Origin of the sequence: Coprococcus aceti, assembly GCF_025567285.1 — a bacterium.
GTDB lineage: Bacteria > Bacillota > Clostridia > Lachnospirales > Lachnospiraceae > Coprococcus > Coprococcus aceti.
Genome location: NZ_JAOQJT010000012.1, coordinates 41,245 through 57,497 on the forward strand (window position 1 = coordinate 41,245; position 16,253 = coordinate 57,497).

The 16,253-nt window shown below is 43.8% G+C and carries 16 protein-coding genes; 14 read left to right on the forward strand and 2 right to left on the reverse strand.

The features are described 5' to 3' along the window. A complete protein-coding gene (locus OCV54_RS13235; RefSeq protein ID WP_055224482.1) occupies positions 1–546 on the reverse strand; it encodes a type III toxin-antitoxin system ToxN/AbiQ family toxin in 546 nt (181 codons plus the stop codon). Positions 547–991: 445 nt separating this feature from the next. On the opposite strand from OCV54_RS13235, the gene OCV54_RS13240 reads away from it, so the two are divergent. The 11 genes from OCV54_RS13240 (at position 992) to OCV54_RS13290 (ending at position 10,772) form a co-directional block, all read left to right on the forward strand. After that, a complete protein-coding gene (locus OCV54_RS13240) occupies positions 992–1,549 on the forward strand; it encodes an NUDIX hydrolase (protein WP_015534688.1) in 558 nt (185 codons plus the stop codon). A gap of 121 nt (positions 1,550–1,670) precedes the next feature. After that, positions 1,671–2,270, forward strand: coding sequence for a TetR/AcrR family transcriptional regulator (locus tag OCV54_RS13245; protein WP_055224484.1), 600 nt, complete (start codon positions 1,671–1,673; stop codon positions 2,268–2,270). 356 nt (positions 2,271–2,626) lie between these two features. Then, the gene (locus tag OCV54_RS13250) at positions 2,627–3,448 is read left to right on the forward strand and encodes a class I SAM-dependent methyltransferase (RefSeq protein ID WP_055224485.1); all 822 of its coding nucleotides are present in this window, start codon (positions 2,627–2,629) and stop codon (positions 3,446–3,448) included. 84 nt (positions 3,449–3,532) lie between these two features. Then, positions 3,533–3,958 (forward strand): Fur family transcriptional regulator, encoded by a 426-nt coding sequence (locus tag OCV54_RS13255; RefSeq protein WP_015534691.1) that lies wholly within the window; start codon positions 3,533–3,535, stop codon positions 3,956–3,958. 96 nt (positions 3,959–4,054) lie between these two features. After that, positions 4,055–4,348 carry a hypothetical protein gene (locus tag OCV54_RS13260; RefSeq protein WP_015534692.1) on the forward strand — a complete coding sequence of 98 codons (294 nt, stop codon included), beginning with the start codon at positions 4,055–4,057 and terminating at the stop codon, positions 4,346–4,348. A gap of 174 nt (positions 4,349–4,522) precedes the next feature. Next, positions 4,523–5,539, forward strand: coding sequence for a metal ABC transporter substrate-binding protein (locus tag OCV54_RS13265; protein ID WP_055224487.1), 1,017 nt, complete (start codon positions 4,523–4,525; stop codon positions 5,537–5,539). A gap of 43 nt (positions 5,540–5,582) precedes the next feature. Beyond that, the gene (locus OCV54_RS13270) at positions 5,583–6,308 is read left to right on the forward strand and encodes a metal ABC transporter ATP-binding protein (RefSeq protein WP_055224489.1); all 726 of its coding nucleotides are present in this window, start codon (positions 5,583–5,585) and stop codon (positions 6,306–6,308) included. 16 nt (positions 6,309–6,324) lie between these two features. Beyond that, complete coding sequence (locus OCV54_RS13275) at positions 6,325–7,137, forward strand: metal ABC transporter permease (RefSeq protein WP_055224537.1); 813 nt, start codon at positions 6,325–6,327, stop codon at positions 7,135–7,137. A gap of 10 nt (positions 7,138–7,147) precedes the next feature. Continuing rightward, on the forward strand, positions 7,148–7,891 hold the full coding sequence (locus tag OCV54_RS13280; RefSeq protein WP_156327935.1) for a hypothetical protein: 744 nt from the start codon (positions 7,148–7,150) through the stop codon (positions 7,889–7,891). Positions 7,892–8,339: 448 nt separating this feature from the next. Continuing rightward, the gene (locus OCV54_RS13285; RefSeq protein ID WP_055145352.1) at positions 8,340–8,951 is read left to right on the forward strand and encodes an NUDIX hydrolase; all 612 of its coding nucleotides are present in this window, start codon (positions 8,340–8,342) and stop codon (positions 8,949–8,951) included. A gap of 84 nt (positions 8,952–9,035) precedes the next feature. Next, positions 9,036–10,772, forward strand: coding sequence for a phospho-sugar mutase (locus OCV54_RS13290; protein WP_022216152.1), 1,737 nt, complete (start codon positions 9,036–9,038; stop codon positions 10,770–10,772). A gap of 71 nt (positions 10,773–10,843) precedes the next feature. On the opposite strand, the gene OCV54_RS13295 is transcribed toward OCV54_RS13290, so the two are convergent. After that, positions 10,844–11,344, reverse strand: a complete 501-nt coding sequence (locus tag OCV54_RS13295) for a sensor histidine kinase (RefSeq protein ID WP_055224493.1) — start codon at positions 11,342–11,344, stop codon at positions 10,844–10,846. A 240-nt stretch (positions 11,345–11,584) separates the two neighbouring features. On the opposite strand from OCV54_RS13295, the gene OCV54_RS13300 reads away from it, so the two are divergent. The 3 genes from OCV54_RS13300 (at position 11,585) to OCV54_RS13310 (ending at position 16,245) form a co-directional block, all read left to right on the forward strand. After that, positions 11,585–13,309 (forward strand): phospho-sugar mutase, encoded by a 1,725-nt coding sequence (locus OCV54_RS13300; protein WP_055224495.1) that lies wholly within the window; start codon positions 11,585–11,587, stop codon positions 13,307–13,309. A gap of 110 nt (positions 13,310–13,419) precedes the next feature. Further along, entirely contained in the window at positions 13,420–15,183 is a 1,764-nt protein-coding gene (locus OCV54_RS13305; protein WP_055224498.1) for a phospho-sugar mutase, read from the forward strand. Between the two features lie 258 nt (positions 15,184–15,441). Beyond that, positions 15,442–16,245, forward strand: a complete 804-nt coding sequence (locus OCV54_RS13310; RefSeq protein WP_055224499.1) for a hypothetical protein — start codon at positions 15,442–15,444, stop codon at positions 16,243–16,245. Positions 16,246–16,253: the final 8 nt, after the last annotated feature.

A 16,253-nucleotide genomic window follows, 5' to 3' on the forward strand; every position in this document is an offset into this window, starting at 1 on the left:
TTAGTCATCCGAGTATTGGGCTAAAATGTGCTCAAGTTTATTAAAGTCTACACATCTTTTGGTAAGGTTACGATTTTTGTCGGGAAAATCAGTTATGAGAGAGTGGACTTTATTGGCTCTGTTGATTATGGTATCGGAATGATTCCGACACCAGGATAATTGCTTCTGCATAAGAATCTTTCGTTTTGTTTTATCTGGGGTATCGTGAGGGTTTAATTTCAGATTGACCTTAGATATAACTGAGTTGTTAACTGGAATCATATTGTTTAGATTGAGAATTCCTATGATTTTAGAAGAATACTCAGGATGCCTGCTGTTGTGGTCAAATATTTTGATGAAATCAATCTGGCTTTTCATATTTTCAAATTTCTTTTTTGGTGAGGTAAGGGGGATGCAATATTTCTGACCACCTATAAGAATGATTATTCCAAGAAATGGTCGATTCTCCTTACCTACCTGAGGGGAGACTGACATTACGTTGTCATCTGCACGAGACAGATTTCTTATGTAGTTTAAATCAATATAGTAAAAATTTAGGATATCCATTATCGCCTTTCTGAGAATATAAAAGAGCTGTGCTAAAATGCACAGCTCTTAAAAACCTTTTTGCATGGTAGGGCTCCCATAAAATTGTTCCATTTTGTATGGTAGAACATCCATATTAAAATTGTTCATTTGTTTTATATGGTAGAACGCCCATCTCTTAAAGTTCCCATTTCGCATGGTAAGGTTACCATAATCATATCATACAAGAATTCTAACATTCAATAATGTTAGTGTCAATTAGAGCTGACTTATTTAGTAACTTATAGTGATCTGAGAATATCCTAAAAAGTGATCAATATCAAGTGCAATTACTGATATTTTATAAAACGTTTATAAAAGTATACAAAGTGTAGAATAGTAGAAAAATGTTAGCTGTTTGCTTTACAAATCGGAGTTGATAAACAATAATGGTTCATGTATGAATGAATAAGGACGGTACACTATAATGGAACTTTTTGATATATGCGACGAACAGGGCAACCCTACCGGAGACACAGTGGAGAGGAGCGAGGCACATGCAAAAGGCATATGTCACAGGACTGCCCATATCTGGATAGCGAAGCAAGAGAATGGAAGGTATAAGGTTCTTCTGCAGAAGAGGTCGATGGATAAGGATTCTTTTCCTGGAAGGTATGACACTTCCTCTGCCGGACATATACAGGCGGGCGATGAACCGATGGAGTCGGCACTCAGAGAACTGGGTGAGGAGCTGGGCATAAATGCCCAAAATGAAGACCTCGATTTTGCGGGAACATTTAGAATACAGTATGAGAAGGAATTTCATGGCAAAATGTTCAGGGACAACGAGGTGGCATTTGTGTTCGTGTATCAGAAACAGGTGGACATAGCAGATCTGACAATACAGAAGGAAGAGCTTGACGGCGTGTGCTGGTTTGATCTTGAGGACACTTATGAGGCATGTAAGAATCATGACCAGAAGTTTTGCGTGCCGATTGGAGGGCTTGAGACGGTAAGGAAATACCTGAAAGAAAGAATACGTTAAAGTTACTGAAAGAATGTTGTGTGTAGTGGATAGTAGGAAAAATGCCAGGGCGTAAAGAAAGGCATTACATATAAAAAATATGTTGCCAGACTAGTTAGTTTGTGCTAACATAACATATGTTATGGAAAACGACAAGCGCAGTGAAACGATAGAAAAACTGAAAAAAGCAGGTAAAGAGGAATTCCTTAAAAATGGTTACCAGAGGGCAAGTCTTAGAATGATATGCAATAGTGCGGGAGTTACCACCGGAGCCTTCTACTTTTCATTTGAGAGTAAGGAGACATTGTTCAAGGCGATACTTGAACCGCTTGTGAACCAATATGAAGCCATGCTTGGAGAACTTATGAAGGGGGAGATTGAGAACCCCGCCACGGGCGTAGATGCAGATAAGATCATGATGCAATTCCTTCTGGCACACAGGGAAGAGGTAATGATCATCATGCATGGCGCTGACGGCAGTTGCTATGAGAATTATCACCAGAGGGTTGAGGAGTTCATGAGACATTCATTTGCGGCATATTACAGGTCACAGCTTGGATGCGAGCCGGATGAGACTTTGGTTCGCGTGCTGGCTAAGATGCGGCTTGAAGGAGCCATGGCGATACTGAACGAGGATGTAGATGTGGAGAAGAAAATGTATCTGACAGAAAAGATTGGCATTCATGCCACAGGCGGTACAGAAAAGTTGATAGAGAGTTTAAAGAAAGAGGTTCATCGATGATGAACCTCTTATTTTTACGAACATAACAAAACATGACAAATGTTATATTTCATAAGGAGGGGCCCACGTAAGTGGGAGGATTCCGGCAGAGGAAGCGCACTGATGTGCGCGCAGGTCATCAAGCTGCGCTTGACGACATGTTGTGAAGCACGCAAACGCCGCGCGCAGCGCCTCTCATGCGTTTGCTCCATTATAAGGAGGGGCCCACGTAAGTGGGAGGATTCCGACAGAGGAAGCGCACTGATGTGCGCGCAGGTCATCAAGCTGCGCTTGACGACATGTTGTGAGGCACGTAAACGCCGCGCGCAGCGCCTCTCATGCGTTTGCACAATTAAAAAGCAGGAGGAAATGAGAAAATGGTTAGCACACAGAACAATACAGTAAGCAGATCAAAGGTAGACATAACGGGAGTCCCGGAGACGATGCTCCAGACACTCTATGCCAGGGCGAAAGAATCAAGAAAGCCGGATCATGTCATATACGATGGCAAGGCCATAGAGATAGTTGACAGCCTGGATTATGACTTTTCACTGGCGGACAAGGATCTGGCAATGGGAAGCGGAGTTATAGCGCGAACTATAGTTCTTGATAAGCTTGTATCAGAATACCTGAAAAAGCATAAGGGTGCTGTGGTTGTGAATATCGCCAGTGGTCTTGATACCCGTTGCTATAGAAATGAGGGTAAATATAAAGGTTGGTACAACATTGATCTCCCGGAGACCATGACTGTAAGGGCAAAGTTCCTGCAGGAGGATGGACCGGTGTACCAGATAGCGGAATCCGCCATGGACGGCAAATGGGCTGACATGGTAGAGTATGCCGGTGAACCTGTGCTGGTCATCATAGAGGGGCTTACGATGTATCTCACAGAAGCTGATGTGAAGAAAATATTCGACATAATAGACAGGAAATTTACTCATGCTACGGTGCTTGTAGAGACTATGGCTCCGTTCATGGCAAAGCATATCAAGGAGAAATCCATCCATGGAAGCCATGCCAGGTTTTCCTGGGGTGTGTCAAATGGAAAGAAGCTGGCGGAGATCATACCGAAATACAGATACATAGAACAGCACAGTCTTGTAGAAGGAATGGCTGAGTTCATACCGGTATATAAAGTCATTGGCAAAATACCATTTGTCAGCAATATATCAAACAAGATAGTAGTGATGGAAAAGTGATAAAAAAGTGTTGACATAAAGTTAAAAGCCGTTTATGATGCAGTAAAATGCAAATGACTTGCAAATTCAAAAAAGAGGAATACTATGGCGAGGGAGTATAAAACGAGAATAAGTCAGGCTATAGAGGCATTTGCTGCAGAGAGGCAGGACAGAGGGTTTTGCGCGGCTGATGTAAGTGTGTATTTGGATGAGAATGGCATAGATGCGAATACAACAACTGTATATCGCAATCTTGACCGCATGGTTACCCAGGACAAATTGATAAAGTATCAGAGTGCTGATGGTGGTTCAAGTATGTATAGAATGGAAAAGGCTGATCATAGTTGTCACGAACACCTTCATATGCAGTGTGTTAAGTGCGGAAGAGTTATACATATTGACCGCGATACCATGAATCACATAGCTAAAGGAGTTCAGGAGAGGTATGGATTTATGATTGACTGTGACAGATCGTCGATATGTGGTATTTGCAAAGATTGTCAGAGGCGTTGTGGAGTCGCTGTAGTCTAAACTAAACGTGATTGTTACAGATGGGATTGTATCGTTACGGTCACAACGAAAACTATATATCCCCCAATTTCTAAACATGAAAAGGAGGTGTGCAGAATGAGTAAAAAGAGAATAATGTCATGGATTCTTATAGTGTTCTTTGTATCGGGAGTACTTTTCTCTTACGGCTATATTGCGCGCAATGTGGAGCATGACTGTACGGGGCAGGAATGTCCTATATGTATGCATTTGCAGCAGGCTGCACAGTTCCTTTCAAATATAAAGACAATGTCAACTACGCCAGTGTTCCTGGCGTTCTTAAGTGTGTTCACACTTGGAGTTGTATTGGTGTATACCCACGAGTATTGTACCGATACGCTCGTTTCCCTGAAGGTGGAATTGCTGAATTGATTTAAAGTACGGATATTGACTGAGAATTGCGTCTGGAAATACATCTAAAGATAAGGGCGAATACTTATTATTGGTGTTTTTTGATCTAGAGGCAGTTTATTAAATTTACCCAATTATAGGCATCAAAATATGCCTGTCAATTTTATCAATCAATTCGGAGGTTTATTGATCATTATGAAAAATAGAATATTTGGCCTTGTTATGGCATCGGTACTTACTGTTTCAGCATTTTGTGGCTGCGGAGCATCAATGACGGCAGCAGATTCTGATCAGAAAGGGGGCAGTGTGCCTGAAAATGCGGCAAATGCTGCGGCGTACAGCATTGTATGTACGACTTTTCCTCAGTATGACTGGATCCGCAATATTATAGGCGGTGATTCCGACAAGTTTCAGCTTACTATGCTGCTCGATCAGGGGATGGATCTTCACAGTTATCAGCCAACTGCAGAGGATATAGCAAAGATAGCTGACGCAGATATGTTTGTGTATGTTGGCGGTGAGTCTGATGGCTGGGTGGATAGTGCCCTGAAAGAAGCGACTAATAAGGATATGAAGGTTGTAAATATGCTTGACGCTTTGGGAACTGCAGTCAAAGAGGAAGAGGTAGTTCCAGGCATGCAGGCAGAGGAAGAAGAGGGAGGAGAGGAAGGCCCGGAGTATGATGAACATGTATGGCTTTCACTCAAGAACGCAGTGGCGTTGACGAATGTGTTGGCGGATAATATCCAGGCACTTGATCCAGATAATAAATCTGATTACATGGAGAATGCAGGCAAGTACGTTGATGAACTCAATGATCTTGATGGAAGGTACGAACTAACAGTTTCTAAGGGAAAACGTCAGGCAATTCTGTTTGGCGACAGATTCCCTTTCCGATATATGGCGGATGATTATGGGCTTACCTACTATGCTGCATTTGTGGGATGCAGTGCTGAGTCGGAGGCAGGTTTTGAGACGATAACATTCCTTGCGCAGAAGGTGGATGAGTTAAAGCTTCCGGTTATTCTGACGATAGAGGGCGCAGATCACAGTATAGCAGAGTCGATAAAGAAGACAACAGATTCGAAAAATCAGGAGATCCTGACGATGAATTCGATGCAGTCTGTGACTGCAAAGGCTGTAGCTGATGGTGAGACGTATCTGAACGTAATGGAAGATAACTTGAACGTACTTTCTCAGGCATTGAATTAATTGCTGAACAATAAAACAAATTTAGATTTATAGGAGAAAACAAATGTCATATATAACGTGCAAAGACCTGGCAGTGGGATATGATGGACGTGCAGTTGCGTCAGGCCTTAATTTCAGTATAGACAAGGGAGACTATCTCTGTATAGTTGGAGAGAACGGAGCGGGAAAGAGTACCTTGGTAAAAACTCTGCTTGGCCTGTTGAAACCGGTTTCAGGAGAGATAAAGTTTGGCGATGGTTTGACATCGCGTGATATAGGCTATCTGCCGCAGCAGACACCTGTGCAGAAGGATTTCCCTGCGACTGTATGGGAGGTGGCTTTGTCGGGAACGCTGCCTAAGTGCGGAGCACGTCCTTTTTATGGCAGAAAGGAAAAGCAGCTTGCACAATCTCAACTTGAACGACTTGGAATGTGGGATATACGCAGGAAATGTTACAGGCATTTGTCGGGAGGACAGCAGCAGCGCGTCCTTCTGGCGAGAGCCCTGTGTGCAACTGAGAACCTTCTTCTGCTTGATGAACCGGTAACTGGCCTTGATCCTGTCGCAACGGCCCAGTTCTATCAGATGATACAGCAGTTAAATGAAAATGGTGTGGCAGTGATCATGATATCACATGATCTGAGGGCAATAGATTGCGCCAGACATGTGCTTCATATGAATCATGGGGGCTCGTTCTGGGGCAGCAGAGAGGAATATAAGAACAGCAGATATTGGAACATCATTTCGGTAGAATACGAGAAAGGTGGTGGACAGAGTGCAGCTTGTTGATAAGTTAATTTACTATATGCAGTATCCATTTGTTAAGTATGCTCTTGTGGTTGGTATTCTTATAGCATTGTGTTCGTCACTTTTCGGTGCAACATTGGTTTTGAAAAGATTTTCATTTATCGGCGATGGACTTTCGCATGTTGCATTTGGAGCAATGGCGGTAGGATCTGTTCTGAAACTGACAAACAACACGATCATAGTGATGCCGGTGACTGTGGCTGCTGCAATTCTCATACTTATGTCGGGACAAAATGCGAAGCTTAAGGGAGATGCCGCGATAGCTATGATGTCTGTCGGTGCTTTAGCCGTAGGTTATCTGATAATGAATGTATTTTCCACGTCAGCAAATGTATCGGGGGATGTGTGCTCTACGTTGTTTGGTTCAACCTCAATACTTACATTGACAATGGGAGAAGTGTGGCTGTGTATAGTGATGTCAATATGTGTAATAGCGTTTTTCTGTTTGTTCTACAACAGGATATTTGCAGTCACATTTGACGAGAGTTTTACCAGGGCAATCGGGAAAAATGCAGGGGCATATAATCTGGCTCTAGCTGTGATAATCGCTGTGATAATAGTGCTTGCGATGAACCTGGTGGGCTCCCTGCTCATCACGGCACTTCTGGTATTCCCTGCACTTTCGGCAATGCGAGTTATGTATAGCTTCAGGTCGGTGGTATTATATTCAGCTGTTCTCTCGGTTGTGGGAACTTTGGCTGGAATGTTGGTATCCATACTATTTTCAACACCGGTGGGTTCTACGATAGTTGCGTGTGATATGGTTATATTTGCTTTTAACAGTATAGCAGGGAAAGTGATGAGGAGATAAGAATATGTATATGAATAGAAATAGAAGAATGCATGGATGCAGACACAGATTTAAGCGATTGATTATGTCAATATTGGTGCTTAGTATGTTGCTGACTGTCACAGGCTGTGGTGGAGCATCTCAGACTGCGGGCAGTCGCTTGAACACACAGAATGCAGTGGATAGGGTGCTTAATCAGAAAACAGGCGATGGTGATGTGGAAAGTAAGTCGTCAGTGGGAGCCACAACAGAGACGACGACCACAACAGAGACGACGATCACAACAGAGATGCAAACCACGATAGAGACAGAATCCGCATCTGTAACTGAGGCGACATCAGAACCAACATATGGGCAGGTCGTGAATGGAGACAGCTCAGTTATAGCGCAATACAAGTCTGAGGGTGTGGATGTGGATCTCACACTTATGGGAAGCGATCTTGTATATGCGACGGTATATCAGATGATGTCAAAACCTGAGGAATATGAGGGCAAGACGATAAGGATAGAAGGAAAGTATTATGCATCCTATTATCCAATAACCGACAAATATTATAATTATTGTCTCATAGCTGACGCTCTGGCATGCTGCAGTCAGGGGCTTGAATTTGAACTTGGTGGAGGTGCAGTATATCCAGGCGATTACCCGGCGGACCAGAGTGAGGTGATCGTTACGGGAGTATTTGAAACCTACACAGAGGAGGCTGGACAGACATTTTATTACTGCAGGTTGAGAGATGCAGAATATCAACTGGTATCGACAGAGAATCAGTAGAGTATAAATTGCATAACATTTTTGGAATCCGGGCAGATCAAAGTGCCCGGATTTTTTGAGTAAAAAATATTCAGAATCAGGAGGAACATAGTTGCATCAAAACCAGGAATCACATAGAAAAATATGGCAAAATGACGCAAATATACTAAAAAGCATTAAAAATAGCTAAAAAATGATAAAATTACTTAAAAAAGAATTTGATATATTGTAAAAACTATGCTAATTTTGAATAAAGGTAAATATTCAGCCGTGCAGGATAAGAACAGCGGATTCGACATGCTTGCATGTAAGAATCAGGTGTTCTTATCCTGTGGTGACTCGAATAGAGTCACCGCCCCATACAATGAGCAAAATAGCTGCGCAGCAGCGAAAGAACACGGGAACCGTGCGGTTTTGCGAATGTATGGTCGGCTGAATACATTAAAATACACAGAAGGGATGTGATGAAGTGAAAGAGAAATACAAAGGCGTACAAAAACTCACAGACAATCCGTTCCTCAACCTCTATCATATAGATGCGGTTGACACGGCTGGAAAAGACTTCAATTATTACTTTGCTTCAAGGAATAAAGAGAACGACATCAAGATAAAGACCCACGATATAAAACCGGAAGGAATAGTTATATATGGAGTTAAGCTGGAAGATGAGCCGAAGCTGGTGCTCATAAGGCAGTACAGATACCCACTCGATGCGTATATATATGAACTTCCTGCAGGACTGGTGGACGGAGATGAGACTCCGGCGCAGGCAGCAGTCAGGGAGATGAAGGAAGAGACAGGGCTTACCCTTGATGTATATGAGGGCGGAGAAAAACTCTACAGAAGGCCATTCTATATGGGCCCGGGATTTACGGATGAGATGAGCAGTGCTGTATTTGGAACAGTTACAGGAACACCAAATCTCGACAGCAAGGAGAGCACAGAGGATATACAGGTCATACTCGCAGACCGAGGTGAGGTCAGAAGAATCCTGTCAGAGGAACAGGTGTCGCTCAGAGGAGCATACCTCATGACACATTTTCTGGCTGAGGGAGATCCACTAGAATTCCTGAGAAAATAGGAAGCGCTGAGCAGTGATTGCTCAAACAGCAGAACGTTCATAAAAGGGCATACTAAATGAGAAAAAAGAAGGAGAAGTAGAAAGATGAGTTACAGAGACACATATGATTTTTGGATGACAGATGATTATTTCGATGAGGATACCAAGAAGGAGCTTGCAGCCATAGCTGATGATGAGGCTGAGATCGAGGACAGATTCTATCGTGATCTTGTATTTGGAACTGGTGGACTCAGAGGTGTGATAGGCGCGGGAACCAACAGAATGAACTTCTACACCGTCCGAAAGGCTACACAGGGTCTTGCAAACTTCATTGTGAAGCAGAATGCGCAGGACAAGGGCGTGGCAATAGCATACGATTCAAGAAAGTATTCTCCAGAGTTTGCAGCAGAAGCAGCTCTCTGCCTGTGTGCAAATGGAATCAAGTCATATCTCTTTGAGTCACTCAGACCTACACCTGAGCTTTCATATGCAGTCAGAAAGCTTGGATGTACAGCAGGTATAGTTATAACAGCCAGCCACAATCCACCAGAGTACAACGGTTACAAGGTATACTGGGAGGATGGCGCGCAGATCACAGCTCCAAAGGACAGAGAGATCATCGCAGAGGTTAAGGCTGTAACAGATTTCCATACAGTAAAGACCATGGATAAGCAGGAGGCACTTGACAAGGGCCTTCTCACTATCATAGGTGCCGAGATAGATGACGCGTATATGGAGGAACTCAAGAAGCAGATCATTCATCCCGAGATCATCAAGGAGCAGTCAGAGAACATCAAGATCGTATACACACCGTTCCACGGAACCGGTCTTGTACCTGTAAAGAGAGTTCTGTCCGAGCTTGGTTTCAAAAACGTATACATTGTTCCTGAGCAGGAGCTTCCAGACCCTGAGTTCACAACGCTTGAGTATCCAAACCCAGAGGATCCAAAGGCATTTGAGCTTGCCCTCAAGCTGGCAAAGGAGAAGAATGCGGACATAGTTCTCGCTACAGATCCTGATGCAGACCGTCTTGGAATATACGCACTCGATACAAAGACAGGCAAGTATATGCCATTTACAGGAAATATGTCAGGACTTATAATCGCTGAATACCAGTTCAGAGAGAGAACAAAATGCGGTCTCATGCCAAAGAATCCGGCCATGGTCAAGACTATTGTAACCACAAATATGGCTGATCCACTGGCTGCAGATTACAATGTCAACCTCATCGAGGTTCTAACAGGCTTCAAGTTCATCGGTGAGCAGATCAAGTTCTTCGAGCAGAATAATTCATACAATTTCGTAATGGGTATGGAGGAGAGCTACGGATGTCTCGTTGGAACATACGCAAGAGACAAGGATGCTCCGGTTGCAGTTATGTGTCTCTGCGAGGCTGCAGCATACTGCAAAAGCCAGGGAATCACTCTGTGGGATCACATGCTTGATCTCTATGAGAAGTACGGATATTACAAGGAAGGCCTCTACACAATAACGCTCAAGGGTGTTACAGGAGCAGAGAAGATCCGCAAGATCATGTCCTCACTCAGAGCTGAGTCACTTACTCAGATCGATACACTCAAGGTTCTCAAGGTTCGTGATTACGAGAAGAACACGATCACAGATCTTGCCACCGGAGAGGTCACAGAGTCAGGACTTCCACAGTCCAACGTTCTCTACTACGACCTTGAGGATGGCGCATGGGCATGTGTACGTCCATCAGGAACAGAGCCAAAGATCAAGCTGTACTACGGAATCAAGGGAACAAGCCTTGATGATGCAGATGCAAAGCTTGAAGCTCTCCAGACAGCACTTGTTGAGAAGCTCAACAAGCTGGCAGAGTAGCATAAGTATAATATATAGCAAATACAAAAAAGCGCCGTCTGGTCTGGTGACCGGACGGCGCTTTGCTGTCATTATACGATTACGTCGAACTGTATGTAGTCTCCCTGGTCGGTATTTACCGTGTCGAGATATATTTTACCATTGTATTTGTCGGTCAGTTTTTTCAGGTTGTAGAGACCGTAACCATGGCCATGTCTGTCTCCGGTTTTGGTGGTATATCCCGGTGAGAACATATTCTGGCGGAATTCGTTGGTTTTGACGGAACCCTTGTTTCTTGTTTTTATTTCTATCTGGTTCTGCCTGCTGTCCAGGTACAAATATGCAGTGCCAAATGGGGCGGTCGATTCAAGCGCATTATCGATCAGTATACCGATGATCCTGATCAGTTCATACTCCGGCATTCGGCTCTTCAGATCCCTGGATGCCACCTGGACTACGAGCTCCTTCTGATCCTTCTGTGCCTCCGTGATCTTGCTGTACACAAATCCGGCTACAACGCTCAGGTTGATCTTGAGCAGATCACAAATGGCCTCTGTAAAGTAATAAAAAAGGTCGGTTATATTACAAGTCAATTGCAGAAAATATAATTCTTTTAGTTAATACCGCCATAATAAAACGGCTGCAATATACATCTGCGCAACAAAGTGATATAAATTGCAAGATTAAATATTGAATTTAAAAACTGCTTAATATATTATACAAATAACAATAAATTAGCTAAAAATAGCCTAATAAAATGAACGGAAGATAAATTGTGGATAGATAAAAAGGAAAAATCTGTGTGGCCTGTGAGGTCAGGAAAGGGGTAGAAGATGGACGCAAAGCAGAGATACGAGATGTGGCTTGGCAGCGATCAGGTAGATGATGTTACGAAGCAGGAGCTCGTAAACATAAAGGATAATGAAGCGGAGATTGAAGATAGATTTTACACAAACCTTGAGTTTGGAACAGGTGGACTTCGAGGCGTGATGGGAGCGGGAACGAACCGCATGAACATTTACACGGTTCGCATGGCAACACAGGGAATTGCTAACTACCTGGCGAAGATTGGAATATCAGAGCCGTCGGCAGCTATAGCATTTGACAACAGAAACAATGCTTCGCTGTATGCGCTTGAAACTGCTCTCTGCCTGTGTGCAAATGGCGTGAAGGTGTATCTGTTTGATGCGCTCCGCCCGACACCGGAGCTTTCATTTGCAGTGAGACATCTGCACTGCAATATCGGCGTGAATATAACGGCAAGCCACAATCCAAAGGAATACAACGGATATAAGGTTTACTGGGATGATGGAGCCCAGATCGTATCTCCTCAGGATAAGGAGATCATTGCAGAGGTCAACAATATAGAAGATTTCTCCATGGTTAAGACTATGGACAAGGACGCTGCAATAGATGCAGGACTGTTGAATGTGATCGGTCAGGAGATCGATGACGCATATATAGGAGAGCTTCACAAGCTTGTCATGAATCCGGAGGAGATTCAGAAGGCGGGAGATCTGAAGATCGTATATTCTCCGCTTCACGGAACAGGCCTTAAGCCTGTTACAAGAGTTCTCAGCGAACTTGGTTTCAAGGATGTACATGTCGTTGAGGAACAGGCTGTTCAAGATGGTAATTTCCCAACTGTAAAGTCCCCAAATCCTGAGGGCGCAGAGGCGTATGCCCTGAGTCTTGAGCTGGCGAAGAAGGTCGGCGGAGAGCTGATTCTTGTCACAGATCCTGATGCGGATAGGCTTGGAATGTATGGATATGACAGCAAGAATAATGAGTATAAAGAATTTACGGGCAATATGTTCGGTGCGATCCTCTGTGATTACGTGCTGATGCAGAGATCCCAGAGCGGAAGACTGCCTGAGAATCCGGCGATTGTAACTACGGTTGTTATCACCAATATGGTCAAGGAGATATGTAAGAAGTACGACACTTTCTGTGACTGCAACAACCTGATCGGATTTAAGAATATAGCATCGAGAATGAGGGCTTATGAGCAGACAGGTGAACACAATTATGTGTTCGGGCTTGAAGATACATTTGGATGTCTGCCTGGTACATATGCAAGGGACAAGGACTCGGTTGGAACGTTGATGCTTCTCTGTGAGGCTGCGGCATACTACAAGAACCGTGGCATGACTCTGTGGGACAGAATGGTTGAATTGTGGCAGGAATATGGTTACTACAAAGAGAAGGTTCAGACCATGAAGTTTGACGGACGCGAGGGTGCTGCAAAGATACAGTCTATGATACAGACGCTGAGAGATAATCCGGTGCAGAAGGTCGGCGCTTACAGCGTGGAGAAGATCTACGACTACAAGCTTGGAACAGAGACAGACGCCGCAACAGGCAAATCCGAAGCGGCAGTTCTCCCAAAGTCCAACATGATATATTATCAGCTTGCGGATGGCGCATGGTTCCTTGTGAGACCTTCAGGCACAGAACCGAAGATCAAGTTCTACCTCGGGGTAAAGGGAAGTTCTCAGGAGGATGCGGCAGAGCAGCTTGACGAGCTTGCGGTAAATGTGAAGGCGATGTTTTCGTAAAACGGGATGATTGGTAAGAAACGAAATGGCTGGCAAATAAATGTCAGCAGAAAATAGGTTCGAAGATCGCGGTCGCGACTAAAAATAATTACAAGATGGAGGTAAAAAAGATGGGTTACATGGACGAATACAAGTTCTGGCTTGAGTCAGACTGCTTTGATGAGAAGACCAAGGAAGAGCTTAGAAGTATCGCAGATGATGACAAAGAGATCCAGGACAGATTCTACAAGAATCTGAAATTTGGAACCGGCGGAATGCGCGGAATCATGGGTGCTGGAACCAACAGAATGAATATATATACAGTTACAAAGGCTACACAGGGCCTTGCAGAATACATACTTGAGGTTGGCCCTGAGGCTGCTAAGAGAGGTGTAGTAATTGCACATGACTGCCGAAATATGTCAGCAGAGTTCACAGAGGCATCAGCTCTGTGCCTCAATGCAAATGGCATAAAGACTTATGTGTTTGATGCACTCCGCCCTACACCGGAGCTTTCATTTGCAGTGAGAGAGCTTGGATGTATAGCCGGAATCGTGGTAACAGCAAGCCACAATCCACCTGAGTACAACGGCTACAAGGTGTACTGGGAGGACGGCAGCCAGATCGTATCCCCTCAGGATCAGGATATCCTGAAGCATGTGGCGGATGTTGAGAGATATGAGGATGTCAAGACCATGGACAAGGACAAGGCGGTTGCAGACGGTCTGTTCTGTATGGTTCCTGCAAGTGTTGATGAGAACTATTATCAGGCGCTCATAAAGCAGACCATCCACGGCGACATAATTCCGAAGGTTGCAGACGATATCAAGATAGTATACACACCACTTCATGGAACAGGAAATGTACCTGTAAGGGAAGTGCTAAAGAGACTTGGCTTCAAGCACGTATATGTTGTAGAGGAGCAGACTGTTCCTGACGGAGACTTCAGCACAGTCAAGTCACCAAATCCAGAGGAACCATCAGCATTTGCCATGGGAATAGACCTGGCGAAGAAGGTGGATGCGGACGTTATCATGGCCACAGATCCTGATGCAGACAGACTTGGAATATACGTCAAGGACAGCACGGGAATCTGGAAGGACACGGAATTTGCAGATGATCCGGCATATCCATATGTCCGCTTCAATGCCAATATGACAGGTGCCCTGATAGCAGAGTATGTATGTCGTGAGCAGAAGGCAGTCGGTAAGCTGCCGGCAAACGGAGCTATCTGTAACACGGTTGTCAGCACCAATCTTACAAAGGCTATAGCAGAGAATTACAACCTGAAATATATAGAGACACTCACCGGATTTAAGTACATAGGTGAGCAGATACTTCTCTTTGAGAAGAACAACACATACAAGTTCATCTTCGGAATGGAGGAGAGCTTTGGATGTTTAGTAGGAGACTACACTCGTGACAAGGACGCTTGCGCAGCCGTTGTCATTTTATGTGAAATAGCAGCATTTTATAAGCTGCAGGGAGAAACCATCTGTAATGCCATGGAAGAGGTTTACCGCAAATATGGCTATTACTTTGAAGGTGCGTTTGGGATAACTCTAAAGGGTGTAGATGGTGCAGCACAGATTAAGGAGATGATGGAGAACTTCAGAAACCATCCACTTACGACCTTTGCAGGTATCAAGGTTATCGGCATGAGGGACTATGTGAGCGGAATCCGCAAGCCGCTTGATGGCGAGGAGGAGAATATGGGCCTTCCAAAGTCGAACGTGCTGTACTATGAGCTGGAAAATAATGCCTGGTTCGCGGTTAGGCCTTCTGGAAATGAACCAAAGATCAAATTCTACTTTGGCGTGAATGAAAACAGCCTAAAAAATGCCATGTCAAAGATAGACGAGATGAAAGCATGTGTGCAGGAGCTTGTTAAATAAACAATCACAAAATATGGCAGAATTTACTGCTAAAAAAACATTCCTTCCATATACTACAAAATTTAACATGTAAATGCACTTTCCAGCCAATGCGCTGAACAAGAGGGATCTCGGCTTTGAGGCTGAGGTCCCTTTTGTAAAAGTAAAATATAGTTAAAAATGCTAAAAATCTGTTTAAAAATTAACTAAAAAATGCTACAATGTATAAAGTAACTGCAGTGTGTGGCAAACGCGGATAGGAGTAGTATAGGAGATTATATGCCAGAAAAAGAAATAGAAAAAGAAATAAAAAAAGAGAGAGAAATAGAAAAGAAAAATATAAAAAGTATCGCTGGACATATCATCGATGAGAAAACCGATGAAAAAGAGAAACGAGAGCCGGAGAGCGTCTTGGATGTGGATGAGCATATGTCTGAGAAACAGAAACTCAGCCTTATGAACAAACAGCAGAAAAAGGAATACATACTGGAGTATTATGCTCCGAAGGCTCTATTTGCACTTGTTGTTGTGGGCATAGTTGTATTCCTTGTCGTAAAACATTTTACGGCGGAATCTGCGGCACTCAACATCCTTGCGGTCAACACTACACAACAGGAATCCGCGGCGAACGACAAGGCGTATTATGAGGAATTCCTAAGTGAAAATGGTCTTGATGCGGAGAAGGAATATGTCAGTATAAGTACAGGGATCGGCGTGTCAACTGATCCGAATGATGCCATGAGTCAGGATAGTCTACAGCTTATACAGAACAAATTTATGGCGAATGCGGTGGACGTGTTCTTTGCCGACACAGACCTTGTCATGAGTTTTGGAGAGTTCGGATATATGCAGGATCTTGATAAGGTACTGACTGATGAACTGAAAGAAAAGTATAAAGATTCGTTTGTGTATGCAACGGTTATTGAAACGGGTGAGAAGATACCTGTCGGAATAAAGATCGGTGATAATTCCTGGGTGAAGGATACCGGCTGGTATGAAATGGATGCTGCAGTGGGATTTGGCGAGAATGCCAAGAATATGGATCTTGCACTTGAATTTCTTGAATACATAAGCAGAGAGTGATACCCATA